The 25663-nt window shown below is 55.4% G+C and carries 24 protein-coding genes; 6 read left to right on the top strand and 18 right to left on the bottom strand.

Annotated features, from left to right (window positions below; all coding sequences use genetic code 11):
* Positions 1–44 precede the first annotated feature (44 nt).
* The 4 genes from KJY78_RS02480 to KJY78_RS06695 form a co-directional block, all read right to left on the bottom strand.
* Complete coding sequence (locus KJY78_RS02480; RefSeq protein WP_214337008.1) at positions 45–821, bottom strand: uracil-DNA glycosylase; 777 nt, start codon at positions 819–821, stop codon at positions 45–47.
* A gap of 159 nt (positions 822–980) precedes the next feature.
* Entirely contained in the window at positions 981–2027 is a 1047-nt protein-coding gene (locus tag KJY78_RS02475) for a hemolysin family protein (protein WP_214337006.1), read from the bottom strand.
* Entirely contained in the window at positions 2027–3382 is a 1356-nt protein-coding gene (locus KJY78_RS02470; RefSeq protein WP_214337004.1) for a hemolysin family protein, read from the bottom strand. Before KJY78_RS02470 ends, KJY78_RS02475 begins: the two co-directional genes overlap by 1 nt.
* 93 nt (positions 3383–3475) lie before the next feature.
* Entirely contained in the window at positions 3476–3604 is a 129-nt protein-coding gene (locus tag KJY78_RS06695; protein WP_284675971.1) for a hypothetical protein, read from the bottom strand.
* Between the two features lie 169 nt (positions 3605–3773).
* Between KJY78_RS06695 and KJY78_RS02465 the strand changes: the two genes are divergently transcribed.
* On the top strand, positions 3774–7505 hold the full coding sequence (locus KJY78_RS02465; RefSeq protein ID WP_214337118.1) for a multifunctional oxoglutarate decarboxylase/oxoglutarate dehydrogenase thiamine pyrophosphate-binding subunit/dihydrolipoyllysine-residue succinyltransferase subunit: 3732 nt from the start codon (positions 3774–3776) through the stop codon (positions 7503–7505).
* A 163-nt stretch (positions 7506–7668) separates the two neighbouring features.
* Here KJY78_RS02465 and KJY78_RS02460 read toward each other — a convergent pair whose 3' ends face one another.
* A complete protein-coding gene (locus tag KJY78_RS02460) occupies positions 7669–7968 on the bottom strand; it encodes an NAD(P)H-dependent oxidoreductase (RefSeq protein ID WP_348771178.1) in 300 nt (99 codons plus the stop codon).
* Between the two features lie 242 nt (positions 7969–8210).
* Here KJY78_RS02460 and KJY78_RS02455 point away from each other — a divergent pair, with 242 nt between their 5' ends.
* Positions 8211–9236, top strand: a complete 1026-nt coding sequence (locus KJY78_RS02455) for an agmatine deiminase family protein (RefSeq protein ID WP_348771172.1) — start codon at positions 8211–8213, stop codon at positions 9234–9236.
* A 15-nt stretch (positions 9237–9251) separates the two neighbouring features.
* Complete coding sequence (gene trhA, locus KJY78_RS02450) at positions 9252–9968, top strand: PAQR family membrane homeostasis protein TrhA (protein WP_214337000.1); 717 nt, start codon at positions 9252–9254, stop codon at positions 9966–9968.
* A gap of 68 nt (positions 9969–10036) precedes the next feature.
* Here the strand turns inward: trhA and KJY78_RS02445 are convergent, their stop codons facing one another.
* Positions 10037–10297: a hypothetical protein gene (locus tag KJY78_RS02445; protein WP_214336999.1), complete on the bottom strand. Its 261-nt coding sequence runs from the start codon at positions 10295–10297 to the stop codon at positions 10037–10039.
* Positions 10298–10401: 104 nt separating this feature from the next.
* Between KJY78_RS02445 and KJY78_RS02440 the strand changes: the two genes are divergently transcribed.
* Together KJY78_RS02440 and greA are read left to right on the top strand one after the other, a co-directional pair.
* Entirely contained in the window at positions 10402–10857 is a 456-nt protein-coding gene (locus KJY78_RS02440) for a DUF4307 domain-containing protein (protein WP_214336997.1), read from the top strand.
* A gap of 643 nt (positions 10858–11500) precedes the next feature.
* The gene (gene greA / locus KJY78_RS02435; protein WP_214336995.1) at positions 11501–11986 is read left to right on the top strand and encodes a transcription elongation factor GreA; all 486 of its coding nucleotides are present in this window, start codon (positions 11501–11503) and stop codon (positions 11984–11986) included.
* 68 nt (positions 11987–12054) lie between these two features.
* Here greA and ilvA read toward each other — a convergent pair whose 3' ends face one another.
* From ilvA to KJY78_RS02375, 12 genes are all read right to left on the bottom strand, one after another.
* Positions 12055–13302 (bottom strand): threonine ammonia-lyase, encoded by a 1248-nt coding sequence (gene ilvA, locus KJY78_RS02430; RefSeq protein ID WP_214337116.1) that lies wholly within the window; start codon positions 13300–13302, stop codon positions 12055–12057.
* A gap of 2 nt (positions 13303–13304) precedes the next feature.
* On the bottom strand, positions 13305–14534 hold the full coding sequence (locus tag KJY78_RS02425; RefSeq protein WP_348771171.1) for an AI-2E family transporter: 1230 nt from the start codon (positions 14532–14534) through the stop codon (positions 13305–13307).
* A gap of 68 nt (positions 14535–14602) precedes the next feature.
* Complete coding sequence (locus tag KJY78_RS02420; RefSeq protein ID WP_214336993.1) at positions 14603–15631, bottom strand: 6-phosphofructokinase; 1029 nt, start codon at positions 15629–15631, stop codon at positions 14603–14605.
* A gap of 2 nt (positions 15632–15633) precedes the next feature.
* A complete protein-coding gene (locus tag KJY78_RS02415; RefSeq protein WP_431732320.1) occupies positions 15634–17787 on the bottom strand; it encodes a DEAD/DEAH box helicase in 2154 nt (717 codons plus the stop codon).
* Positions 17788–17923: 136 nt separating this feature from the next.
* Complete coding sequence (locus KJY78_RS02410) at positions 17924–18898, bottom strand: bifunctional riboflavin kinase/FAD synthetase (RefSeq protein WP_348771170.1); 975 nt, start codon at positions 18896–18898, stop codon at positions 17924–17926.
* A gap of 2 nt (positions 18899–18900) precedes the next feature.
* The gene (locus KJY78_RS02405) at positions 18901–19317 is read right to left on the bottom strand and encodes a hypothetical protein (RefSeq protein ID WP_348771169.1); all 417 of its coding nucleotides are present in this window, start codon (positions 19315–19317) and stop codon (positions 18901–18903) included.
* A gap of 58 nt (positions 19318–19375) precedes the next feature.
* Positions 19376–20350 carry a bifunctional DNA-formamidopyrimidine glycosylase/DNA-(apurinic or apyrimidinic site) lyase gene (mutM, locus tag KJY78_RS02400; protein ID WP_214336991.1) on the bottom strand — a complete coding sequence of 325 codons (975 nt, stop codon included), beginning with the start codon at positions 20348–20350 and terminating at the stop codon, positions 19376–19378.
* The gene (rnc, locus tag KJY78_RS02395; protein ID WP_348771168.1) at positions 20350–21243 is read right to left on the bottom strand and encodes a ribonuclease III; all 894 of its coding nucleotides are present in this window, start codon (positions 21241–21243) and stop codon (positions 20350–20352) included. Before rnc ends, mutM begins: the two co-directional genes overlap by 1 nt.
* Before the next feature lie 12 nt (positions 21244–21255).
* Positions 21256–21459, bottom strand: coding sequence for a 50S ribosomal protein L32 (rpmF, locus tag KJY78_RS02390; RefSeq protein WP_214336989.1), 204 nt, complete (start codon positions 21457–21459; stop codon positions 21256–21258).
* A 32-nt stretch (positions 21460–21491) separates the two neighbouring features.
* A complete protein-coding gene (locus KJY78_RS02385; protein ID WP_348771167.1) occupies positions 21492–22019 on the bottom strand; it encodes a YceD family protein in 528 nt (175 codons plus the stop codon).
* Positions 22020–22059: 40 nt separating this feature from the next.
* Complete coding sequence (gene coaD, locus KJY78_RS02380; RefSeq protein ID WP_214336987.1) at positions 22060–22557, bottom strand: pantetheine-phosphate adenylyltransferase; 498 nt, start codon at positions 22555–22557, stop codon at positions 22060–22062.
* Positions 22558–22804: 247 nt separating this feature from the next.
* Positions 22805–24976: an ATP-dependent DNA helicase RecG gene (locus KJY78_RS02375; RefSeq protein WP_214336985.1), complete on the bottom strand. Its 2172-nt coding sequence runs from the start codon at positions 24974–24976 to the stop codon at positions 22805–22807.
* Between the two features lie 30 nt (positions 24977–25006).
* Between KJY78_RS02375 and rsmD the strand changes: the two genes are divergently transcribed.
* Positions 25007–25591, top strand: a complete 585-nt coding sequence (rsmD, locus tag KJY78_RS02370; RefSeq protein WP_214336983.1) for a 16S rRNA (guanine(966)-N(2))-methyltransferase RsmD — start codon at positions 25007–25009, stop codon at positions 25589–25591.
* Positions 25592–25663: the final 72 nt, after the last annotated feature.

Raw genomic sequence — 25663 nt, 5'->3', positions numbered from 1 at the left:
TAAACGGTCAGCGCTCGCCGAACATACGCGCTAGCACTGCGGCACTACCCCCAGTAGATAGCATCCACTCCCGCAGCAATCAGCAGCTCATTCACTCTGCTAAACGGCTTCGAGCCAAAAAATCCGCGGTGCGCGGACAACGGCGACGGGTGCGGCGACGCCAGAGCATGCACCGCACAATTCACACCTCCCATATATTCGACGCGCACACCCGGCACGTTCGCAAAAACGGGCACGGTGTTTGCAAGCCCCAGCTCGGGCAGCAACCCCGCCGCGTTTTTGCCCCATAAAACCGCCATAAGCGGCGCATTTTCGCGCTCCGCCAGGGCGCGCACCAACCGCCGCACTATCGGCTGCCAGCCTATTTTGCTGTGCGACTGCGACTCACCCTCCCGCACGGTGAGCACGGTGTTCAGCAGTAAAACACCCTGACTCACCCATCCACTAAGATCGCCCGTTACGGGTCTAACCGCAACATCGGTAGCAAGTTCAGCGTAAATATTGCGCAGTGATGCTGGCAGGCTCGCCGCCTCACTGTCGACGCTAAATGCCAGACCCGTGGCGTGCGCCCGGTTGGGGTACGGATCCTGCCCCAAAATCAAGACCCGCGCCAACTCTAAGGGCGTGCGCAACGCTCTGAACACATTTTGTGGATCGGGCAAAACACCAATTCCGCTCTTGCGCTCATGCGCAACAACTCGCAGCACCTGTTCAAGTTCGGCGGACACCCGCGCCAGCGCCGGATACCAGGATTGATCCACCCTGTTTTTTCGCAGCGCCTCACGTACAAAGGGGCTTAAATCAGAAGTTTTTACCGCCATACAACACCGCCACTAACCACGCCCGCTAGATCCGCACGACACGAGCGCGCCAGAGCAAGACAGCACCAGCGATCCGCAACCGCACAGCACCAGCGAGTCGCCCAACGAAAGCGTGCCACGCCACCAAAACACCAACAGATCACGACCGCGCAACCCCCGCTATCTGCCGTGGTGCCTGATTGTGACATCATTCACTTCGCCGACGAGCTCCTCGATAACATCCTCAAGGAAAATCACGCCCAGCAGCTTGCCCGTCTCGTTGTGCACCCGCGCCAGGTGCGTGCCCTGATTCTGCAACAGCGCCAGCACGTCTTCCAGGTCGGTTTTAGCGCTTACCGCGAGCATCGGTCGCACCAGCGCGCGGTCGATCGGCTCGTTCAGCTTCGACTCCGCTGTTTTCAGCAGGTCTTTAATGTGCACGTACCCGAGCAGCGCACCGGCAGAATCGGCCAGCACATAGCGCGAAAACCCGTCCCGCTGCACCGCTGCCTCCAGCTCAAGAACCGTCGTTGTGGCAGGCAAAACAACCAGCTCGGTGGCCGGCACAAAAAGATCCCGCGCGGTTTTGTTGGTGAATTCAAAGGCCGCTGCCAGCGCACCACTGCTATCGGCCAGCACCCCTTCACGGGTGGAGTTAGCAACGATATTCTCCACCTCCTCAAGAGTGAAGGTGCTGTTCGCCTCCGACTGCGGCTCCACCTTAAAAAGCCACAGAACCCCGTTAGCAACCGCGTTCATGCCGTAAATCACGGGGCGGATCGCCTTAGAAATAGCAACCAGCGGCGGCGCAAGCAGCAGCACCGCGCGATCCGGCATTGAAAAAGCCGCGTTTTTTGGCATCATCTCACCAAACACAACGTGCAGATAGCTCACCAGCAGCAGTGTTATCACAAACCCGATAACGCTCACCAGCTCGTGACTAATTCCGGTTAGCCCGAGCGGCACCTCGACTAGATGGTGAATAGCAGGCTCTGAAACGTTCAAAATCAGCAGCGAACACACTGTGATGCCGAGCTGGCAGGTTGCCATCATCAGAGTTGCGTTCTCCATCGCCCACAGCGCTGTTTTGGCCGCTGTTGAACCGGTCTGCGCGCGCGGCTCAATCTGCGAGCGCCGCGCTGAAATCACGGCGAACTCAGCTCCCACAAAAAAGGCGTTCACGCAGAGCAGCACGACCAGCCAAAATATTCCAGCCCAGTCCGACACTATTTCTGCCCCTCCTGAGCCGGTATTTCAATAACTCCCGTTGCCCGGTCAGCGCTCTCAACAAGCGCCGCTTCGTAGCGGATCAGCTCGATCCGCCGCCTGTCCATGCGCGCAATTCGCATTACCGCACCGTCTGGCAGCGTCAGGCTTTCGCCCACCTCCGGGATTTTCCCGAGACCGTGCAGCATATAACCGGCCACCGTGTCATATTCTGCGTTCACGGGAATTTCGATTCCGGTTTGCTCGAACAGCTGGTCGGGGCGCAAACTCCCCGGGATTATAAGCTTCTCAAAGTTACCAACAACCACGCTCTGATTGCGGTCGTGCTCATCGGCGATCTCGCCAACAAGCTCTTCAACAAGATCTTCGAGCGTCACAAACCCGGCCGTGCCGCCGTACTCATCAACAACTATTGCGCACTGATAGACAGCGGCGCGCAGCTCCCGCAGCAGCGCGTCAAGCTGCATTGTTTCTGGCACGCGCACAATTTCCTCTTGAATCACGGCGATGCGCACCTCGCCACGCTTCTGCCGCGGCACAGCAACGGCTTTTTTAATGTGCGCAACGCCCACAACGTCATCACGGTCGTCTTCGATTACGGGAAACCGCGAGTATCCAGTGTTAGCGGATTGGCGCACCAGCTCGGTGAGCATCTCCGCCTTGTTAACGCTCTCAATCTGCAGTCGCGGGGTCATCACGTCAATTGCGGTGAGCGCGTTAAAACGCAGCGTGCGTTCAAGCAGGGTTGCCGTATCCGCTTCCAAAACACCGGCAAGAGCAGAGTGTTTCACAAGCGCGGAAAGCTCTTCTGCGCTGCGCGCGCCCGACAGCTCCTCTTTAACCTCTATTCCAAAGACTCGCAAAATCTTGTTTGCGCTGCCGTTGAGCAACGCAATTGCGGGTCTAAACACGGTTGTGAAGCCGATTTGCAGCGGCACAACTATTTTTGCGGTGCGCTCGGGCAGCGAGATTGCAAAGTTTTTAGGAACCAGCTCGCCAACGACCATTGACAGCAGCGTCGCTAAGAGCACCGCAACAGGTGCCATTACAATGTGCAGCACACTCGAAGTCACTCCGAGGCTCAGCAGCGGCGCGCTCAGCAGGGTTGTGAGTGCTGGCTCAAGCGTGTAACCGGCGAGCAGCGTTGTCAATGTGATGCCGAGTTGCGCGCCGGAAAGATGAGTGGATGTGTGCGCAAGGGCTTTAATTACGCCCCCGAGACCTTTTTCACCGGTTGCCCGACGACGCTCGAGCTCGTGCCTGTCCAGGGCGACGAGCGAGAACTCTGCCGCAACAAAAACTCCGGTGCCAAACGTTAACAGCACCCCGATTACCAGCAATAACCACTCACTCACAGTGAGTCACCGCTTGTGTAACGGCTACTGCACGCAGTCTCAGCACTACCGCGCGGCTTAAAACAGTCTGTATCCATGAATGTAACAATTCTACTATAGGTAGCCGTTTGCGAAACACTCGTTTACGACAGCAGCCGGATCGGCAGCCGGATCAGCAACAGGTGCGGCAGTACTCGCAAGATGTGCAAAGCGCGCGGCGGCAACTATTGCGGCAGAAACCAACCAGTGGTCACTAGCGCGGCGGCAGCTAACGTCCCAACACCCTCAGCTGCACAAAACCACGCCACAGCAACCGCGCACCAACTCCCTTACACTGTGTAGAATCTGAGCTTCCCAAGATACCTGCAGATATATCCACTAGAATGTGTTTATCATTTTTTCTCTTGCGCTGATGCCAGAGGGCATCAGCGCAAGCCACTCTTCTACAAGGAGCACCCAGACAGTGACCGACTCAAACCAGCCATTAAGCGACTCACGTTTTGGAGCTAACGCCTGGCTTGTCGAAGAACTCTACAAACAATATCTCGTCGACAAAAACTCTGTTGATAGTTCTTGGTGGTCTACACTCGAAGAGATAAAAACCAACGGTAAGAGCGCAAGTTCACCGGCTGTAAAACCGGCTGCGGCAGCTGCTAGCGCTGACACAAAACCCGCTAGCGGATCTCCCGTTGCCGCCAAAACCACGAACACCGCACCGCGCACTCCCATTCCAGCTGATACCCCCGCAGCGCAGAAAGCAGCGGAAAAGCAGACGGAAGACACTGCAAGCGTCGATAAGGTAACCCAGTTAAAAGGCATCGCGCGCACGATTTCAAAAAACATGGATGCCAGCCTGAGCATTCCAACCGCAACCAGTGTACGCGTAATCCCAGCAAAACTACTGATCGACAACCGAATTGTGATCAACAATCACCTAAAACGCACCCGCGGTGGTAAAGTCTCTTTCACTCACCTAATCAGCTGGGCTATAATTCAAACGCTTAAAGAGTATCCCTCACAAAACGTGTCGTACACCGAGATTGACGGCAAACCCGCGAGCGTATCCCCCGCCCACATCGGGCTGGGAATCGCGATTGACCTGCCCAAGCCAGACGGAACCAGGCAGCTCATGGTGCCCTCTGTTAAAAAGGCTGAAACTCTCGCTTTTAACGATTTCCTAGCCGAATACGAAGATCTTGTCACCCGCGCCCGCGCAGGCAAGCTCGTTGCAGCTGATTTTGCGGGCGCAACAATTACGCTCACCAACCCGGGCGGCATCGGCACCGAGCACTCAATCCCGCGGCTTATGAACGGGCAAGGCTGTATTATAGGAGCTGGCGCGCTCGAGTATCCTGCACAGTATCAGGGCGCATCCCCCGAGGCGCTGGCACAAATGGGTGTTTCAAAGGTTATTACCCTCACCAGCACCTACGATCACAGGGTTATTCAGGGCGCAGGCTCTGGCGAGTTCTTGAAGCTCGTGCACGAGCGCCTAATTGGCAGGCACAACTTTTATGAAGAGATTTTCGCCGCTCTTCGGCTGCCCTATCCGCCTGTGCAATGGGCAACTGATATTTACGTGGATCAGCAAGACGCTGTTGATAAAAACGCCCGTGTGCTCGAGCTAATTAACGCATTCCGCGTGCGCGGACATCTGATGGCGGATACCGATCCGCTTGAGTATCAACAGCACACCCACCCGGATCTTGAGCTTGCCACGCACGGGCTCACATTCTGGGATCTTGACCGCGAGTTTGTGACCGGCGGAATTTCGGGCAAGAAGCTTATGAAGCTGCGCGATATTCTGGGTGTTTTGCGTGACTCGTACTGCCGTAAAATCGGTGTTGAGTATATGCACATTCACGACCCGGAACAGCGCCTGTGGCTGCGCTCACAGCTCGAGGTGAGCTACGAGAAACCGCACCACGATGTGCAGCTGCGGATTCTTGAGAAGCTCAACGAGGCAGAGGCCTTTGAAACATTTTTGCAAACCAAATACGTGGGTCAGAAACGCTTCAGCCTTGAGGGCGGCGAGTCGCTTATTCCGTTGCTCGATGCAATGCTTATTGAGGCGGCCGAGCACGGTGTTGACTCTGTTGATATCGGCATGGCTCACCGCGGCCGGCTGAGCGTGCTCTCTAACATCGCAGGCAAGAGCTATGGGCAGATTTTCCGTGAGTTTGAAGGGTCGCAGTCTGCCGCTGGGTCTTCCGGTGACGTTAAATACCACCTGGGCGCGTCGGGTGTTTTCACCGCGCCAAACGGCACGCAGGTGCCGATCCACCTGGCGGCAAACCCGTCGCACCTTGAGGTTGTGAACGGCGTGCTGAGCGGTATTGTGCGCGCTAAGCAGGATCTCAAGCCGATCGGCTCCTTCACAAGTCTGCCAGTGCTCGTCCACGGCGACGCGGCTTTTGCCGGTCAGGGCATTGTTTATGAAACGCTGCAGATGTCGCAGCTGCGCGGCTACCGCACAGGCGGCACCATCCACATTATTGTTAATAACCAGGTTGGTTTCACAACGCTGCCGATTGATTCGCGCAGCTCAACGTACGCCAGTGACGTTGGTAAAACCGTGCAAACACCGATTTTCCATGTTAACGGCGATGATCCCGAGTCTGTTGTGCGGGTTGCGCAGCTGGCGTACCAGTTCCGCCAGAAGTTCCACCGTGACGTGATTATCGACCTGATCTGCTACCGTCGCAGGGGTCACAACGAGGGCGACGAGCCGTCGATGACGCAGCCGCTAATGTATGATCTCATCGAGGCGAAACGCTCCACTCGTACCCTGTACACCTCCGATCTTGTTGGGCGCGGCGATATCACGCAGGAGGAATACGAGCAGGCAAAGCGCAACTTCCAGCAGAAGCTCGAGCAGGCCTTTAACGAGACTCACGAGGCAGAAAACACCGACGCTGTGCAGGTTATCAATCTGGATGAACGGATCGAGGAGGTCACCGAGCAGCCGGCAACAACCGAGGTTGAAACCGCTGTGTCACGCGCCCAGCTTGAGCTGATTGGTGATGCTCACCTGAACAAACCGATTGGCTTCACAGTGCATCCGAAACTTGAAGCACTGCTGCAAAAACGCCACAAGATGAGCCGTGACGGCGGCATCGACTGGGGCTTTGGCGAAATTCTCGCGCTGGGCACGCTGCTGCAAGAGAACATTCCGGTGCGTTTTGCCGGGCAGGATGCCCGCCGCGGCACTTTTGCGCAGCGACACGCTGTTTTTCACGATCGTAAGAACGGGCAAGAGTGGCTACCACTCACAAACCTGAGCGACGACCAGGCTCGTTTCTGGATTTACGATTCGCTGCTCTCCGAGTATGCTGCGCTCGCCTACGAGTACGGCTATTCACTACAGCGCGAAGAAGCTCTTGTGCTGTGGGAGGCGCAGTTTGGTGATTTTGCCGATGGCGCGCAAACCGTGGTCGATGAGTTCCTCTCCTCTGCGGAGCAGAAATGGGGGCAGAGCTCGTCTGTTGTGATGCTCCTCCCTCACGGTTACGAGGGGCAGGGTCCTGATCACTCATCCGCTCGAATTGAACGCTATTTGCAGCTGTGCGCGCAGAACAATATGATTGTTACCAGGCCGTCAACGCCCGCCAACTACTTCCATCTGTTGCGCAGGCAGGCGTACGCAAGACCGCGCAAACCGCTGATCGTGTTCACGCCTAAATCGATGCTACGGCTGCGCAGCGCGACGAGCGATGTTGCAGATTTCGTAACGGGCAAATTCCAGACGGTAATCGGCGACGAGCAGGCGAATCCAAAGCAGACAAAGCGGATCATCCTCACAGCTGGCAAAATCTACTACGATCTGCGCAGCGCTATGGAAAAGCGCGACGAAAACAGAATCGCGCTGATTCGGCTAGAGCAGTTTTATCCGCTGCCCAAACGCGAGCTTGCGCAGGCGCTGTCGCGCTTTAGCGAGTCGAACGCCGAGGTTGTATGGGTGCAAGACGAGCCGGTGAACCAGGGCGCGTGGTCGTTCCTGGTAAGGCGCTTTGCGAAAGTGCCAGGCATTGAAAGCGTACGTCCAATTTGCCGTGATGCTTCTGCGGCCTCTTCAACAGGGTCGGCTAAAGTGCACGCCGCCGAGCAGGAAAGCCTGATTAACGCTGCGCTAGACCTTAGCTAAGCTGTTTTTAAGCTGTCACCTTCCCTTAGGAGTGGGAGGCGACCGCTTTTTGCGTAAGTTGGTCAGTGAGCTGGCTATCCAGCACACTACTTAGCTCACAAATTAGTTAGCGGGCTAACAGTCGCGCCGCCCCGACGCACTAATCAACACCTCAGCACGCTAGTCAGCTAGCTGTCACGTCTGTGTTATGGCACTGCAAAAGCTGCGTCCAGCGTGCTAGCTCGCCGCCCGCACGACGCGCACGCGGCGTGATCCGCTCAAAATCACTCTCCCACTCGGGTTTTGCACCATAAACCCTAATGCTAACAGTGATTCTGTGCAGGTACGAGATGAACGACCGCAGCACGCTCTCAAGCAGCAGCGCATGACGCGCGAATCCGCCTGTCGCCCCCAGCGTAACTGCTTTGCCCGAAAGCGTTACCGGTGGCAGCAGGTCAAAAAACAACTTCAGCAGACCCGAAATAGAACCCTAAAAAACAAGGGTTATAACTATTAGACCGTCCGCCAGAAATAATTGTGAGCCGTGTTTGCCGCTGCGATTCTGCCGCTTGTAACTTTCGTCTTTCGCTCTCTGTGCGGCGCTTGGGCACGTGTAAACTCGCTGAATACTACCAATTGCTGGCGCGAATTGGCAATAATTAAAAACGGGTCAGGCAGGCGCGCTATGCTAGAGGAAGCACTAAAAATTTAGCAAGAGAGGTGTCCGTGTCAAACTGGAGAATGCCCATTGAATCGCATCCACAGGAGCGCGTGTTTATGGCGTGGCCTGCCAGCGGCGGCTATCTTTTTACCGATGCAACCAGCGCGGCAGAGGCTTATACCGCGTGGGCGAGCGTCGCTAACGCAATTACCGAGCACGAACATCTCACAATGCTCGTCAACCCGGGTGACGAAAAAATCGCCAAAAAATACCTTGCCAGGCAGGTTGAGCTTGTAACAGCTCCGCTCAATGACGCGTGGATGCGCGACATCGGGCCGAGTTTTGTGATTGGCGAGAACGGGGAGCTGGGTGCTGTAAACTACGTTTTTAACGGCTGGGGCGCGCAGCGCTGGGCAAAGTGGGATAAAGACCAACACGTTGGCAAGATCGTTGCCGAGCTTGCCGGGGCAACGATAATCAACTCTGAGATGGTTAACGAGGGCGGCGGAATCCAAGTTGACGGCATCGGTCGCGTTATCGTAACGGACACTGTGCAGCTTGACCCGGGGCGTAACCCGGGTTGGAGCAAAGCCCAGGTTGAAGACGAGCTGCGCCGCACAATCGGCACCACCGGCACACTCTGGCTGCCCCGCGGTCTAACCCGCGATTCTGACGAGTTCGGCACTCGCGGGCACTCTGATATTCTCGCCGCCTTTGCGAGCGAGGATGTGCTGCTAATGCACGAACAGACAAACCCTGCACACCCCGACTATGCCATTTCCAAAGAAAATATCGAAATTACACAACGCTGGCTGCAGGAGCGCGGCGATAAAACTGCTATTCTCACCCTGCCAGCGCCCGAAATACTCCGCGACAGCGAAGGCTTTGTTGACTACAGCTATATCAATCACCTGGTTATTAACAACGCGGTAATTGCCTGCGGCTTCGGCGAGAAAGCGGCGGATCAGCGCGCCCACTCGATTATGGCGGAGGTTTACCCCGGGCGAGAAATAGTGAACCTTGACGCACGCGATATTTTCACTCGCGGCGGCGGTATTCACTGCATAACACAGCAACAACCAGCGGTTTAACAAAGAAAAGCGACATTGCAACAAAACACTGAACCGACAGCCGCCACGGCAACCACGCAAACCCCGCGGGCAGAACATTCCGCCAACCAACCTTACAAACCCCTGCTGCGGGGCTGGCTGCACGCTGGCACAACTCCCCTTGCGATTGCGGCGGGCGTGCTGCTGATCGTGTTCGCGCACGGCACGGCGAGCAAGCTGAGCGCCGTTGTGTATCTTGTAAGCTCGGTTTTGCTGTTTGGCAACTCCGCGCTCTATCACCGCCTCAACTGGTCTGCTAAAAACAAGCGTATTTTAAGGCGGATCGATCACGCTAATATCTACCTGCTAATCGCGGGCACCTACACGCCAATTGCCGTCGGCACACTCCCCACTGATAATGCCAGGATTCTGCTATTCGCGGTGTGGGCGGCGGCTGTTGCAGGTGTTGCGATCCGCGTATTCTGGCTTGGTGCTCCCCGCCTGCTGTATGTTGGGCTGTATATTGCGATGGGCTGGGCGGCGGTTTTCTTCCTGCCGAAAATGTTTACTGCAAACAACGCAACCGTGATTCTGCTAATAATAGGCGGGCTAATTTACACGGCCGGCGCGGTTTTTTACGCTTTCAAATGGCCACTGCGCAATAATCAGTTTTTCGGCTTCCACGAGCTTTTTCACGCCTGTACAGTTGCCGCGTTCTTCTGCCACTGGGTGGGTGCGCTGCTGGCGCTGCTGAACCCGCTGTATCTGCGCTAGCTACTGCGAGCATAGAACCCGCCGCTAGCTTCCACGGGCGTGCAGCCCGATCCGCCGCAGCTGCGTCACTAACTGTCAGACGGTTTAGTGCCCTGCGCGGTCAGCTCCTGCACGATTTGCTCCTGCACCTGTGCGCGGTAATTGATCCGCCGCAGCGTGCGCACAAAAAACACGCAAAGCACAATCACAATCAGCACGAGCAGCGCAATAAAGGCAAAGCCCACGATTCCTGGGGTGACGCTAACCGGGTCAAAATCGTACTCGGGCGGCGTCTCCAGCGGCAGCACCCGATCGAGCGCAACCGCCCTAAAAACACCTGGTAAAAACAATTTGAATCCCCTGTGGTAAACCTACGGCGGCAAAAAATGTTTACAGCCGCATAAAGTATGCTGTCTAAAGTTAATTCTATTACTAAAACCCGAAAGTACCCGCAGTGCTATTAAGCGATCAAGCAGCAGAGGGCGCAGATCAGCCGCCCGCGTGCACAACTGTCGCCCCCCATTTGGCGGATCGCTACGGCGCGCGCGCCTCTCGTAAACGCGATCGCGCGCTCGCCTGGGTGCTCGGCGCGATGCTCGTTGTCTCGCTCGGCTGGTTCACCTACGCAATGGTTTTCAGAAACAGTTTTGGCAATATCTCAGTTGCTGATATCAGCCACTCTGTTATCGACAAGCACACCGCCAAAATAACCTTCGATGTCACAACCGCACGCCCGCAGACAAAACTGCGCTGTGAAATTCAGGCGCTAAGCACTTCTTATGCGCCGCTCGGGTACAAAATAATAGAGCTGCCCGCAAGCTCAAAACAGCATCAGCGGATCACAACAGAATTGCGCACCCTCAATACCGCCAACACCGTAACCGCAACCGACTGCTGGGAAGTACCGTAGCCGGGGCATAAAACCATCAAGATAACTCACAAAATCGCCAAGTATCTTGATTCTTAGTTGACACCTAGAAGGGTGGGAACTTATCCTCGCGATTGTCGCACTGCCGGCAATCACGAAACAGAAGAACTAGCTCAGCTAGTTACGAGACACACAAGGAGACACATAATGAAAACAATAAAAATATTTACAGCGGCCAGTTCGGGTCTTAGAGAAGCTCTGCTAGAATTGCTCGTTGTCGGAGCGGTAATTTCTGCTTGTGGATTCGGAGCATAAAATGAAAATCACCAGTATAATTGGCGGCTGCATTCTAGCAGCTGGAATCTTTTTGTATAATTTTTTGGGGGTTACCTGCGATGCATCTCTGCATATTACAGGTTTTTTCGTAGCGCTGGGGGGTTTAATATACGCAAAACTGCAATCTTCCAGGTCAGCTAAGGCAGATAAGCTTGCTGAGTAGCTCTTATAGATCGCGCAAGTTCGGCGGCGGGCTTCGTTTTGGTGGGGCTCGCCGCCGCTTTTTGCTTCCTCAATCACACTGATTAGCCAGAAAACAAGAAACTAGCTGTATAATGGATGAGTTAAAGGGGTGTTGATGTTATCAACACTGCTATTTTTTTTATCCACAAATATTTAAGGAGCAAGCGTGGCTGAAACAAACAAAACATGGCTAACGCAAAGCGCTTACGATCGTCTCAAAGCTGAGCTTGATCAGCTCTCAGGCGAGGGACGGCGTGAAATAGCAGCCCGTATCGAAGCGGCGCGAGAAGAAGGCGACCTCAAAGAAAACGGCGGATACCACGCCGCAAAAGACGAGCAGGGTAAAATGGAGGCGCGGATTCGCAATCTCGAAGAACTCCTACAAAACGCGGTTGTTAGCGCTGCACCAACTTCAAGCGGGGTTGTTGAAATTGGCACGGTCATCACCGTTGAACTGTTCGGTGAGGAAGAAAAGTTCCTGCTCGGCAGCCGCGAAATAGCAGAGGGCACAGAACTAGACGTGTACAGCCCAGAAAGCCCGCTCGGCAAAGCTGTGCTCGGGCTTAAAGCGGGAGAAACCGCGAGCTACACCGCACCCAACGGCAACGACATCAGCGTAAAAATTGTTGGCGTAGAAACCTTCAGAGACTAACCGCTCTTATAACCAACTAAGCGGTGTTGCGTTACTCACGCAACACCGCTTTTGTATGCTTAAAACTCCTAGTATCTCTCCCTCACGCGCACAACATACCCGGCGCTCTCCAGGGCATCCACAACCTCGCGCCCGTGCTCCTCGCCACGCGTTTCAATGTGCAGCTCCAGCTCCACATCACTAACCGGCAGCTCCGTTGTGTGACGCGTGTGCAGCACCTCCACCACGTTCGCGTTTTGCCGCGCCACAATCTCGGCGGTGCGCACAAGCTGCCCGGGATGATCCGGCAACAAAATACGCAGCTTCAGATACCGCGACGCGGCCGCAAGACCGTGCCCAATAACACGCTGCATTAGCAGCGGATCGATATTACCCCCCGACAAAACAACGGCGGTTACTCCCGTAGCATGCACTTTGCCTGCAACAATGGCGGCAACTGCGGCAGCTCCCGCCGGTTCCACAACCAATTTTGCACGCTCGAACAGAATCACAATTGCACGCGCAATATCTTCGTCGCTCACGGTTACAATCTCATCAACATAGTCGCGCACAACCGCTAGGTTACGATGCCCGGGCTTAAAAACCGCGATTCCGTCAGCAATTGTTGAGTTGCTCGAATTAACAGCAATCGGCTCACCCGCCGCCAGTGAGTTTTCAAACGATGCCACGTTCTCAGCCTGCACCCCTATTACCCGCACGTGCCGCCCCTGCCGAGCAGTTAAACGCTTTGCAACAACGGCAATTCCACTGATTAACCCGCCGCCACCAACGGGCACAATAATGGTTTCTAGTTCTGGCGCGGCGGTGAACATTTCAAGCCCCACAGTTCCTTGCCCTATGATCACATCGTGATCGTCAAAGGGCGGCACAAAGTGCGCGCTCTCCTTAGCCGCAAACACATTTGCCGCGGCCAGAGTCTCGTCCACGTTAATTCCGCCGAGCACAATGTCTGCGCCGTAGTTACGAGTCGCCTGCAGCTTCGGCAGTGCGACACCCCGCGGCATAAAAATAGTTGCTTGTAAACCCAGCTCACGCGCCGCATACGCAACGCCCTGCGCGTGATTTCCCGCAGAAGCGGCCACGACGTGGGTGACGCCACTGCTTTTGGCTAAATTAGCGATGTGGTTGTACGCGCCGCGCAGCTTGTACGAGCCAGTGCGCTGCAGGTTCTCGCATTTTAGATACAGCTCCGGTACGCGCAGCAGATCCGCTAAAAATCGAGATGTCACAAGCGGAGTGCGCTGTGCAACCTTAGCAACCTGCGGCTGCGCCGCTATGAACTCTGATAACTCTGGTGGTGTGTATTTCGCAGAAATAGCTACGACCTCCTTTTAACTTTGCGCGCCAGCTCCCTGATAATAGCACGCTTGTCGCGCTCCTGCTCTTTATCAGCGTGGTATATTTTAACCGGATCGGGCAGCCCTCGCCAGCTGCCCGACGCGAGCGTGTTAACCATTGAATTCGCGCACGCGGCAATTGGCACGGCAAACAACGCCCCGGCAATGCCCGCAAACATTGCGCCCATGGTAACGGCCAAAACAACCCCGAGCGGATGCACGCTAACCGCATTACCCATCACGAGCGGCTGCATCACATTGCCCTCAATCTGGTTTACCAGCACAACAACCGCGAGCATTAGCAACGCAATTGTGGGTCCGTTGTAAACAAGCGCGATAACGCAGGCGAGCACGCCCGTTGTAATCGCTCCCAAGAACGGAATAAACGACGCTAAAAAAACTGAAATGCCTATCGGGATCACAAGCGGCACCCCGAGAATCCACGCTCCCAGCGCAATGCCAACGGCATCAACAAAAGCCACGAGAATCTGCACTCGAACATAGTGCCCAACGGACTCCCAGCCGGCTTTTGCAGCCTCGTTAACGGGCGCGTGAGCTGCGGCAGGCAGAAAACCGAGCACCCAGAACCATATTTTCTTGCCGTCTATCAGCAGAAAAATAAGCGAAAAAATAACCAGCAGCGCACCGGCCATAATCTGCCCGGCGGTTGTTGCAAACCCGAGCGCACCGCTCAGTAAGCGGTTTTGGTTTTCGCGGATCGTCTGGATCGCGTCACTCACACTAAACTTAAAATCGCTCAGGTCAAAAGGCAGCGGGCTTGTAGTCAGCCACTCGGTGAAGTCGTTCCAAGCAAGTTGGATCCGCACCCCAAGCGCGTCAAAACCAGACTGAAAATTAATCACAATCAGCCACACAAGCAGCGACACGAACGACACCATAACCGTTAGCGCCGTAAGCATTCCGAGCCACCTAGGCAGCCCTATTTTAACCGCAAACTGCACAATCGGCTGCAGCAGCGCAGCGAGCAACACCGCAATAAAGAGTGGAATTACAATTGTGGAAACCTGCGCGATTAACCAAAAAGTAACCGCAATAGCCGCACCAACCAACAGCAGCCGCCACGACCAGGCAGCTGCGATGCGCATCCCTGCGGGCACATACTCCTGCGCTGGCGCGCTTTGCACGGTATTTCCGTTTTTAGAATCCTCACTGTTTGGCGCTGATTCTGAGGCATTTAATATGGTGTTCACCCTGTTAATTTTAGACTAAAAAGATACGCGCTAAACTCAGCAATAGCCTGGAATGCGCTATTTAGCAGCTACCCAAAAAGGCGCCGCACTTCCAGATAGCGCTCTTTTGGCACGTGCTTGGTTTTGCCACCAACCTCTGCCAGCGGCACAAGCTCCATCCGCTCGCCGCGCGCGGCAACCATTTTGCCCCATTCACCATCAGCTGCCGCATCCGCAACCCGAATCCCGGCGCGGGTTGCCAGTACCCTGTCAAACGCGGTCGGTACGCCACCGCGCTGCACGTGCCCGAGCACGGTCGCTCTTGTTTCGATGCCCGATATTCTTTCGATTTCTGCGGCAAGTATTTCAGCCACCCCGCCGAGCCGTTTGCGCCCAAAACCGTCGCTGCCCTCGCGTGTTATTTCGGTGTCATAACCCAAGGGAATAAACCCTTCTGCAACAACAACCAGCGCGCTTCTGCCCCGCTGATCAACCTTTGTCACCCACTCTGCTATCTGTTCGACGCTCTCACTGTGCTCAGCAACGAGAATAACCTGCGCACCGGCGGCAACGCCCGCGTGCAGGGCGATCCATCCCGCATCTCGACCCATTACCTCGAGCACCATGCAGCGCCTGTGCGACTGCCCGGTTGTGCGCAGCCGGTCAATAGCCTCGGTTGCAATGTGTACTGCAGTGTCAAACCCAAAACTGTAGTCTGTGCCAACCAGGTCGTTATCGATTGTTTTTGGCAGCCCCAGCACGGGAATGCCCTCCTGAAACAGCATATTGGCGACCGTTTGCGTGCCGTTGCCTCCGATTGTAATAAAACCGTCAATCGCGTTATCACGCATATGCTGTTTTAAGCCGCTCACGCCGATCGCACCGTCACCGAGCGGACTCACGCGGCTACTGCCCAAAATTGTGCCCCCGAGCGGCGCAATACCGCGCACAGCGGCCCTGTTAAGCGGCATAAATTCGTTATCGCGCACTCCGCGCCAGCCGTCCCGGTAGCCAATATACTCGTACCCGTAAACGTCAACTCCGCGCAGCACAGCGCCGCGCACAGCAGCATTCAGCCCCGGGCAATCACCGCCCGAAACCAAAACTCCAACTCGCATGGTTATATTGTACTAATACGCCGCTGCAGTTCTTGCCGCAGCACCTCAATCAGCACCCGCAGCTGCACCGGATCGCTGTTTTCCGCCTGTGCCTCAGCGCCGTCAAGCGCGCGCGCGGCAAGCCCGGCCTTGGAATCAATCAGCTCTGCGATTTTTTGATCCACCGTTTGCGCGGCAATGATCCGCCACGCGGTAACGGGTTCTTCCTGCCCTATGCGGTGCACGCGGTCGATAGCCTGCGTCTGCTCCGCATCGGTCCAGCTCAGCTCGGCAAGCACAACGTTCGAGCTGGCCTGCAAATTAACACCCACGCCCGCAGCTGTCAAAGAGCACACAATCACGTTCACGCGCGGGTCATTCTGGAACGCGTCAATCGCCTCCTGCCGCTCAATAGCACTCTGCGAGCCACGGATCGAACTCACGCCAAGCCCACGTGCGCGCATAAACTCCTCCGCACGATCCATAACTTCAATGTGCTTTGCAAAGAAAACAACTTTGCCAACCGAGCGCGCCAACTGCGCGGCATAATCGGCAGCAAGTTCAGCCTTCGCCAGCCCGATTTGGCGCACCATTGTGAAAACACTAACACCCCCGCTTTCGGCGGCGATCTCGTATTCCTGCATACAAGCGGCGCGGATCAGCTGCTCAGTGCTGAGTTTCTGCCCCAGTTTGCGCTGCTTAAGTTTCGCAAACTGGTTAAACAGTTTAGTCGCGAGCTGCCGTTCTGCCGCTTTAATATCTGGCGCTTCATCCGTGTCAAGCTCCACCGGCAAGTCAATAATCCGCTTTGCGGGCAGGTCTTTTGCCACGTCGATTTTACGGCGGCGCACAATTCCAAGATCAATAACCGACTGCCTCGCGGCCGGATAAAACGCACCATCTGCCGGGGTGTACCCGTTTTTCTCAAGCTCGTTAAGCAGTTTTGCGCCCGGCGCATCGCCCTGCAACCAGCCCAAAAACTGCCAGATCGCACGGAAATCCTCAATATCATTAATGAGCGGCGTGCCCGTTAGCGCAATCAACAGCGGATCAACCACGCTCTCGCGAATTTTTGCGGACAGCTCGAGTGTGTTGCGAGAGCGCTGCGAGGTCACGTTTTTAATCATGTGCGCCTCGTCAATAACCATGCCCTTAAACCCAAAGGCGGCAAGCCATGAAATATGCCGCTCAAGAATGTCGTAGTTGATAATAAAAATATCGGCGAACGGATTCACGTCTTTACCGTCACCGGTAATCACGCTCACACGACGCTGCGGAGTCCAGCTGGCGGCCTCGCGCGCCCAGTTCATTTTTACCACGTTCGGCGCAACCACAAGCAGCGGATACGCACCGGCAACAGAGGCAGCCAAAAGCGACTGCGCTGTTTTGCCAAGACCCGGCTCATCCGCCAGCAAAAACTCCCGATGCCCCGCACGCACACTCGCCAAAAGCCGCGCCTGGTGCGGCATCAGAGCTGACCTAGGAGGCGCAAACCTGTCTCGCTTAGGAGCCTCTGGCAGCTGCATTGTCGACTCGCCCTGCCCGCCCTGCTCAAAAGCCTTTAGCAGCGGCGCAATAAGCTCCCAGTTAGCAAGCCCGGTGTGCAAAGTCTCATGGTTTATCACGCCCTGCGGGGGCGGCAGGAACGGATTTGCGCGTGCGCGCCGCGCAATTGACCGCGGCACAACCTGCCGCTGTTTAGATTCTGTGACCATTTTACGCGCAGACGCAACCTCAACACTAAGCTCTTCGGGCTCTGTAACCCCGGCTTTTTCAAGCATTGTTTTGCGCAGTTGCAAGGCTGCGTCGGTTATCACAGCGTCTGGCTGCAGCAGCGGAATTAGCGAAGTATCGTGGCTTGCCGCGCTCGCCAGAATATTAGCCACGCCGTCTAGTCTTTTTAGGGTTTCTTGGCGATCTGCCTCGCTGATATCAGTGCCGTCGCGCACCCGCGCACGCTCCTCACGCACAAGCAGCGCAACAACCTGAAAACGCACCCTGTTTGCCGGGGTTGCTTTGCCGCGCCGGGCAGAAGCCTCAACCTCGCGCACCGCGAGCGCAAGCTGCGGGATGATCCCCTCGTTTTTAAGCACACGTCCTCCTCGTACAAGCGAACGGATGCCGTTCTTGTTGCCAGTCGCACGATTTTTCAAGCGTGCATCAGCCGTGGATGTCACAGAATCTCCAGATTTTAGAAGTAATAACGCTACAAAAATTAACCAAATATGTGCGTGAAAAGCACAAATATATACCTTTGCATAATAATACCAGGAAATAATAGATTCGCACAATAGTTTATGTGCGCCCGCCCCGCTATTTAGCTGCCTGCGGTTGATCCGCCAACCCGTCCAGGATCGGCGCGATTATACGCCGCGTGTTCACAACGTCTTCGCTAATCTGCGCAACCAGCGCGTCAATTCCCCGGTACGCGGTCATCATGCGCAGGTGCGCAACAAACTGCAGGGTCATTAATTCACCGTAAATATTGCCGCTAAAGTCTAAAAGATGCACTTCGATCTGCGAGGGCGCATCGGGCGTGAAAGTCGGGTTGCCACCGATAGAAATAGCCGCCGCGTAAGTTTCACCAGCGACCGTTGCGTATCCGGCGTAAACCCCGTCGGCGGGAGCCAACCCGGCATACTTCGGCTGCATATTTGCGGTAGGAAACCCCAGCGTGCGCCCGCGCGCCGCGCCATGCACAACAAGCCCGCGCACACTCTGTGTGCGACCCAGCAGTTTCGCGGCACCCGTCACATCCGCCCGCTCCAACAGCTCCCGGATCCGCGTCGACGAAACCCGTTCGCCGTCAATTTCAATGTCGGAGAGCACCCGCACAGCAAATCCGTGCTGCTGCCCGAGCTCGCGCAAAAGTTGCACGTCGCCTGAGCCGTTTTTGCCAAACTTAAAATCGTGTCCGACAAGTATTTCGCGCGCATTCATGCCCTGCAACAGCACGCGATACACAAACTCCGCCGGTTCTAGCCTGGCAAGCTCGCGCGTAAAATCAACCATCAGCGTGGCGCTCACACCGGCTTTTGCGAGCAGCTCGATCCGCTGTTCCGTGCTAGCGAGCGCGCGCGGGCACTTTTCGGGTGCGAGAGTTGCCAGCGGATTATCAGTGAAGGTGAAAACACAGGGCTCGTAATCACGCTGGCGGGCGGTGTTAATAAGCTCGGTAATAATTTTTCTGTGCCCCAGGTGCAAGCCGTCAAACTTACCTATTGCAACCGCTGTTGCAGAGGTGAACGCGTCTTGCGGCAAGGCTGCAAAACTTCTAAACGTGCGCACAGCTACCTTTCAACCCCTGATTTCAGCCACCACATACCAATAACCGGCAACACCAGCGGAATAAACAGGTAGCCCTGCCCGAAATACGACCATACGCTCGGATGCGCAAAAAGCTCTTTGTGCGTCAGGCTCAAAGTGCCAACAACCAGCACGCCCACAAGCTCAAAGGCGAGCGCAGCCTGCGCCACCGCGCGCCACCTAACGCCCTTAATAAGCGCAACCGTGGCAACGATGTAAACAGCCGCGGCAACTGCGGAAAGCGAGTAGGCAACAGGCGCCTGCTCAAATTTACTCAGCAGCTGATAGCAAGATCTTCCCGTGGCGGCGATCGCAAGAATTAAATAAAAACTGATTAAAATTTTGCCCGCGCTACGATGTTTCGACCCGTCAGTCTGCTGGTTTCCTGTTTCAGTGCGCACCCGTCAATTTTAGTTGATACTCTTAATTTTTACTACTCAGCAACTTTGCCGTGGCCAGCTATCGCTTGCGCTGACACCGCGGACAATAATGCGATGCCCGCCCAATCGCGTTTGACAGCCGCATAATCTCCCCGCACCGTTTACAAGGCTCGCCCGCGCGCCCGTACGCATTAAGACTGCGCACAAAATAGCCCGCCTCGCCATTAACATTCACATACTGTGCGTCAAAACTCGTGCCGCCCTCAATAAGCGCCCGCGCCATCACATCCGCCGCCGCCGCGAGCAGCTGCCGCAAACGCGCAACACTGATTCTGCACGCCCTCAATTCCGGATGAATAGCCGCCTCCCAGAGAGCTTCATCCGCGTAAATATTACCGATTCCGCTGCATAGCTGCTGCTCCAAAAGCAACTTTTTAATCGCGCTGTTACGCAGTTTCAAACGCGCCGCTACCTGCGCAAAATCAAACTCCGCATCAAGCAGATCTCGCGCAATATGCGCCGCCTGCGCCGGTATTGCGCAGGCATCATCGCCCCACCCCGCAGCCCTGCCATCAGCGGTTGGCACAAGCGGATCAATCGCGAGCGAGCCAAAACGTCGCTGATCTGCGAAATCAAGGCGGATCAGCTGCCCCGCCGCGCTCTCCAGCAAGATTCTAATTCGCACGTGTTTATCGTCTGGCGCGTCTGGCGCGCGCAAGAGCAGCTGCCCGCTCATCGCAAGGTGCGCAAACAGCGCGGTGTGCGGTTGTGGGCTGTCGGCTATGGGAATCCACAGAAACTTGCCCCGCCGTACGGGTGCGGCGAGTTTAACGCCGGTTATTCTTTGCTCAAAATCGGCGGCGCGCAGACTCTGGGTTGCAGCGTCGAGTGTGCGTCCGTGAGAGGGAGCAAGCTGCCCGCTGTTGCGTTCCGTTAGGCTAATGTGGCGTTTTAGCGAGCGCGCATCAAAAACTTTTGCGCTAAGCACGCACGCCCCTGTCACCGCAGGCTGCAAACCCGCGCGCACAACCTCAACTTCTGGTAATTCGGGCATTATTCAGAGCATCCGCATCTATTTGGTGAGTTTTTGCTCGGTTTTAATAGGCTTCTGCTCGGTGTTAGCAGGTTTGTTTTGTTATTGCTCGCCTGCTTGCTAATATGTTTTTTCACATAACCTGTGTAGTGGGCAAAGTCCGTCGACATTTTACTAAGCGCACTCTGCGCGGCAAGAGTCTCAGCCGCTTTTTTGCTGCTGGCAGAACCAGTGCCCGAAACACCCCGCCCATCAACAGCCACAGCTTTAACCACAATCGTGAATCTCTTATTGTGCGGCGGACCTTCTTCTGCAACAACCTCATAGACAGGAGCTGTGCCAACTGCGCACCTCTCTTGCAGCGTGGTTTTAGGATCGTTTTCCACAGTAAGAAACTGTTTCTGCGAGAGTAAATCTTCGTCTAACAGGTAGAGCACAAAGTTTACTGCTTTCTCAATATCGGTTGATAAAAGCACCGCCGCAATTATAGATTCAACAGTGTCTGCAAGCAGTTTTTTCCGCTCCCTGCCGCCGTTTTTATCCTCTCCCTTGCCGAGACGCAAAAACTCGCCAAAGCCAAAACGCTTTGCAACGGACGCAAGCGCCACTTCAGAAACGAGCGATGCTCGCAGACGCGAAAGATCACCCTCGTTAAGACCTCGATGATTTTTATAGATATACCTGGTCACCACATAACCGAGCACCGAATCACCCAGAAACTCCAGGCGCTCATAGTGCTTATCAGCAGGATGCTCCGCCGTCCACGACCTATGGGTTAGCGCTTGAGTTAGCAGCTGCTGCTCAACCTTAACTTCAAACCTTGCAAAAAACCCGTCTGAAGTTGCAAGATCATGCTTCATATCGGCATAACCGGCAATTTCAGACGAGTTTTGAGTGTTTTTATTAGCGCTCACAAGAAGCACTCGTTATGCGTCAGCTACGCGACGACCTTTATACTCAAGAAACAGTGCGTTACCCTGCGCGTCCTCAACAACACGAGCACGGTGAGGCACACTGTAAACGGTGCGACCATTCTCAACTGTTTTCACGAGGGTTGGAGCCGTTGCTTTCCACTGAGAACGACGGTGACGCGTGTTTGAGCGAGATAACCTACGCTTTGGAACTGCCATGATGCTCTCTTTCTAAATAGTTTAACTAAAGTCTAGTTTTTACTGCCTGTACGAATGGAAAAATCAGCAAGAGCCGCCCATCGAGGATCAACCTCGGGCACTTTTGCAACTGCTACGCCCGACTCATATGGCTCACCGGTTGCCGGGTCAAGACCCTCGCAATCACTGTCACACACAGGAGTGAACGGAAGTGCAAGCACTACCGCATCACGCAGCGGGAATTCCAGATCAATCTGATCGCCACGAACCCCGTATTCTTCATCTTCAGTAAGATTATACGCGAAAAGTTCTGTAAAATCGACTTTAATGTCTTGCGTGAAGTTTTTAAGGCATCTCGCGCACTCAGATTCCGCCTCTGTCGCAGCTCTCACAGTCGCCAAAATTCCCTCGTGAACAGACTCAAAACGAATCTGCAGCCCAACCTCAGCGCCTGCTTTCACGCGCGAAATACCCTCACCCCAGGTTTCTGTCAGCTGCGCTTCGTGCGTCAGCTCTCGCATTTGCCCGGGGCGATTGTAGATATCGCGGATATTGAACCTAAAAATATGTTTTTTACTCACACACCAATTAAACCCTGAAGAGTCAAATTAAGCAAAGGCGCTATTGATCCGCCGCCCGCACCCGCTGCAAATACTGCAGCACCGACTCTGGCACGTACTCGCGCACGTCTCCGCCGAGCGCGTGCACCTGCCGCACCAGTGAGCTTGACACCATCGAATAAGCAGGGTTAGGCAGCAAAAACACGGTCTCAATATCGGCCAGCGAACGGTTCATCAGCACCATGGGCACTTCGTAGGCGACGTCCGTCTGCGAGCGCACGCCCTTGACTAGCACGCTCGCGCCGATTTTTTTGCAGTAGTCCACGAGCAGTCCGCTCTCCCAGTTGCGCACAAGCACCCTATTTTGCAGCCCGGCATCTGCAATTGCTGCCGCTGTCAACCGCTCACGAGTTGCGATGTCGAGCATACTTTTTTTATCGGGGTTGGTCACGACCAGCACATGCACCGTGTCGAAAATCTTGCTGGCGCGGCGCACAACATCTAGATGCCCGAGGGTTAGCGGATCAAAAGATCCCGGCACAACAGCGGTTAAACTCACATAATAACTCTACTCTGCTTTTACTAGCTGGAGGATATTTTTCTCTGTGCGACCACTATCCCGTAACCTACTACGAAGAAAAACGCGTATGCGAAAATTAGCATACACAATACTGTAGTAAATTAAGCTCGATAATATAACAGGTGCATCTATAAAGACAATAAACTGCGGCACAGGATAAAATCAATGCATATGACCTACGACACTGAAACTAACGCGGCATATATTACTTTCGGTAGCAGCACCCCTACGTCTTAGTAATCCCCGCGGCTTTAGCCGCGACCGTGACAAGCTCGGCGCGCAAACCGGGCGCGGTTGTAAGCTCCGGATCCGCTTCCAAAAGCTGCTCCGCAAGCGCGCGAGCCTGAAAAATCACCTCGCCGTCAAAAAGCACCCTTAAAAGCTTCAAGGTAGCCTTAGCGCCCGACTGCGCGGTGCCTAAAATATCCCCCTCGCGGCGCTGCTCCAGGTCAATTTCAGCAAGCGCAAAACCGTCAGAGGTGCACGCCACCGCCTCCACACGCTGCCATGCCTTGGAGGTGCGATCCGCTTCCGTCAACAGCAAGCAGATACTCGCGTGCTCACCACGGCCGATACGACCGCGCAACTGGTGCAGCTGCGAAACCCCAAACCTATCGGCCTCAACTATGATCATAACCGTCGCATTGGGCACATTAACACCCACTTCAACAACCGTTGTTGCCACCAGCAGGTCAATCTCGCCCGCCGCAAACTCACGCATAACGCGCTCTTTCTCGGCGGTTTCAAGCTGCCCGGTCAAAACATCTATGCGCACACCGGCGTAATCGGCTCGCGATTTAAGCCCCGCCTCAATATCGTAAACACTCGCGCGCGGGCGCTTCACTGCACCGGAAACTGACAACGGATCGTCCTGTTCCGCACCCTCAATGGCCGGGCACACAACATACACCTGCCTGCCCGCTACGATCTCCTCGCGCGCCTTTTGCCAGGCGCGCACATTAAGCTCTGGATTCTCCTGGATGTGCACCGCAAAACTCCTAATGGGAGGACGGTTTGCGGGCAGCTGCCGCAGCGTAACAACCTCCAGCTCACCAAACGCGGTGAGCGCAACCGTGCGCGGAATGGGTGTTGCTGTCATCGCGAGCAGGTGTGGATTTTTGCCCTTCTGGCGCAGTGTTTCGCGCTGATCCACTCCGAATCTGTGCTGCTCGTCTATAACAATCAACCCCAGATCGTAAAATGCAACCCGGTCGTTAAAAAGCGCGTGAGTGCCGATCACAATTTTTGACCTGCCCGAAACAACCTCGAGCAGCGCCGCCTTTAGCTGCGCCGCGCTCATCGACCCCGTGATTAAAACCGGACGCAGTTTGCAGCTTAGCTCATCACCGAGCAGCTGCTGCACCGACAGCAGATGCTGCCCTGCGAGTACCTCGGTTGGTGCGAGCAGCACGCTCTGCCCGTCGTTATCTGCAACCTGCAGCATTGCGCGCAATGCAACAACCGTTTTACCAGATCCCACCTCACCCTGCAGCAGTTTTGCCATTGGCGAGTTGAGCGCGAGCGCGGTCTGCAGTTTTTCCCCGACAGTAACCTGATCCGCCGTGAGCTGAAACGGCAGTTGCGCGTCAAAAGCGCTTAAATACCCGCCAGACACTGCCTTTCTGGCGTCTGTGAACTGCGCGGCGGTGTTGCGAGCGCGCGCAACAAGAGACAGCTGCAGTTCAAAAGCCTCTCGAAACCTGAGGCTGGCACGGGCGCGTTTAATATCACTCTGCGATTGCGGCATATGCACGCCGCGCAGCGCCGCATCAAACTCGCATACTGCCGCGGTTTTACGCACCCAGGCGGGGATTTTGTCGGGCTGCACAGGCAAATGATCGAGCACCGTTTTAATGCTGCTTGCAATAACCCACGAGGGGATTTTAGCAGTTGCCGCATAAACCGGGGTTATAACCCGCGAAAACGCCAACGCCTCGGCGCGCTGCATAGCCTGCGCATCAACCCCGCTGGCACTGACCTGCTCCTGCGTGAACAGCTGATAATCGGGGTTTTGCAGCTGCAGCTGCCCCTGATACGTTTTTACCTTACCGGCAAACTGCCCTTGTCTGCCCGGCACCAGCTCGCCCTCGCGCCAGGCCTGATTAAAAAAAGTGAGGGTTATAAACCCTGTGCCGTCCGTAACGCGCACGTTTAGCAACGACCCACCGCGCCGCGTCATTTCACGGCGCTGCACGTCAAGAATCTGCCCTGTAATTGTGACGTGTTCGTTCAAAGGCAAATCGCACAGCGCGGTCAGCTCGCCGCGCCTAACATAGCGGCGTGGCAGATGCCAGAGTAAATCTTTAACCGTCTCATATTCAAACGCGCGCTGCAACGCCTGCGCGGTCGCGCCACCCAGAACCCTGTGCAAAGAAGTTTCTAAAGCAAGCGTTTCCATGCCTTTGAGTTTATCGGATATGCTTGAATTATGACCAGAATTATCGCGGGTGATGCCAGCTCTCTACGCATGAAAGTGCCAGAACGGGGCACGCGCCCCACCAGCGATCGCGTGCGAGAGGCTATTTTTTCAGCGCTTGACGCCTGGAACTATCTTACAGACACTCGCGTGCTCGATCTGTATGCCGGATCGGGCGCGCTCGGCGTTGAAGCTCTGAGCCGCGGTGCTGAGCACGCAACATTTGTTGAAAAACATGCCCCGACGGCAAAAATTATTGACGAGAATTTCGCCGCTGCGCACACAGCAATAAGCGCTGCTGGGCGCACAATAACACACAGCATTTATACGCAGAGCGTGCAAAAGTTTTTAATAGCGCACCCACCAGTAGCACCGGAGCTACGCTATGACGTGGTTTTTATTGATCCGCCATACGATTTTAGCGACGCTGTTATTGCCGAAAATCTCGCCTCGCTAACGCCGCTCTTAAAAGCCGACGCGCTCGTTATGATCGAGCGCAGCAAGCGCAGCCCTGAGCCAGCTATGCCGCAGTCTCTGCGCATAATGAAGCGCAAAAACTACGGCGAAACGAGCTGCTGGTGGGCTGAGCGGATCTGATCCGCCACAAATTACCCCGCTTAAACAGAACCCGCGCGCAGCACGGAAACGGTTTTAACCGGTCGCGCGCAC

It is taken from the genome of Canibacter zhuwentaonis, assembly GCF_018531145.1.
GTDB lineage: Bacteria > Actinomycetota > Actinomycetes > Actinomycetales > Microbacteriaceae > Canibacter > Canibacter zhuwentaonis.
This window is presented reverse-complemented; position numbering and strand designations above follow the sequence as displayed.

Excerpts from the sequence above, each read along its gene's own strand:
- KJY78_RS02480 (WP_214337008.1), bottom strand. The coding sequence starts at position 821 with ATGGCGGTAAAAACTTCTGATTTAAGCCCCTTTGTACGTGAGGCGCTG.
- KJY78_RS02465 (WP_214337118.1), top strand. The coding sequence starts at position 3,774 with ATGCCAGAGGGCATCAGCGCAAGCCACTCTTCTACAAGGAGCACCCAG.
- KJY78_RS02420 (WP_214336993.1), bottom strand. The coding sequence starts at position 15,631 with ATGCGAGTTGGAGTTTTGGTTTCGGGCGGTGATTGCCCGGGGCTGAAT.
- mutM (WP_214336991.1), bottom strand. The coding sequence starts at position 20,350 with ATGCCCGAATTACCAGAAGTTGAGGTTGTGCGCGCGGGTTTGCAGCCT.
- rpmF (WP_214336989.1), bottom strand. The coding sequence starts at position 21,459 with ATGGCAGTTCCAAAGCGTAGGTTATCTCGCTCAAACACGCGTCACCGT.
- KJY78_RS02375 (WP_214336985.1), bottom strand. The coding sequence starts at position 24,976 with ATGGAAACGCTTGCTTTAGAAACTTCTTTGCACAGGGTTCTGGGTGGC.
- rsmD (WP_214336983.1), top strand. The coding sequence starts at position 25,007 with ATGACCAGAATTATCGCGGGTGATGCCAGCTCTCTACGCATGAAAGTG.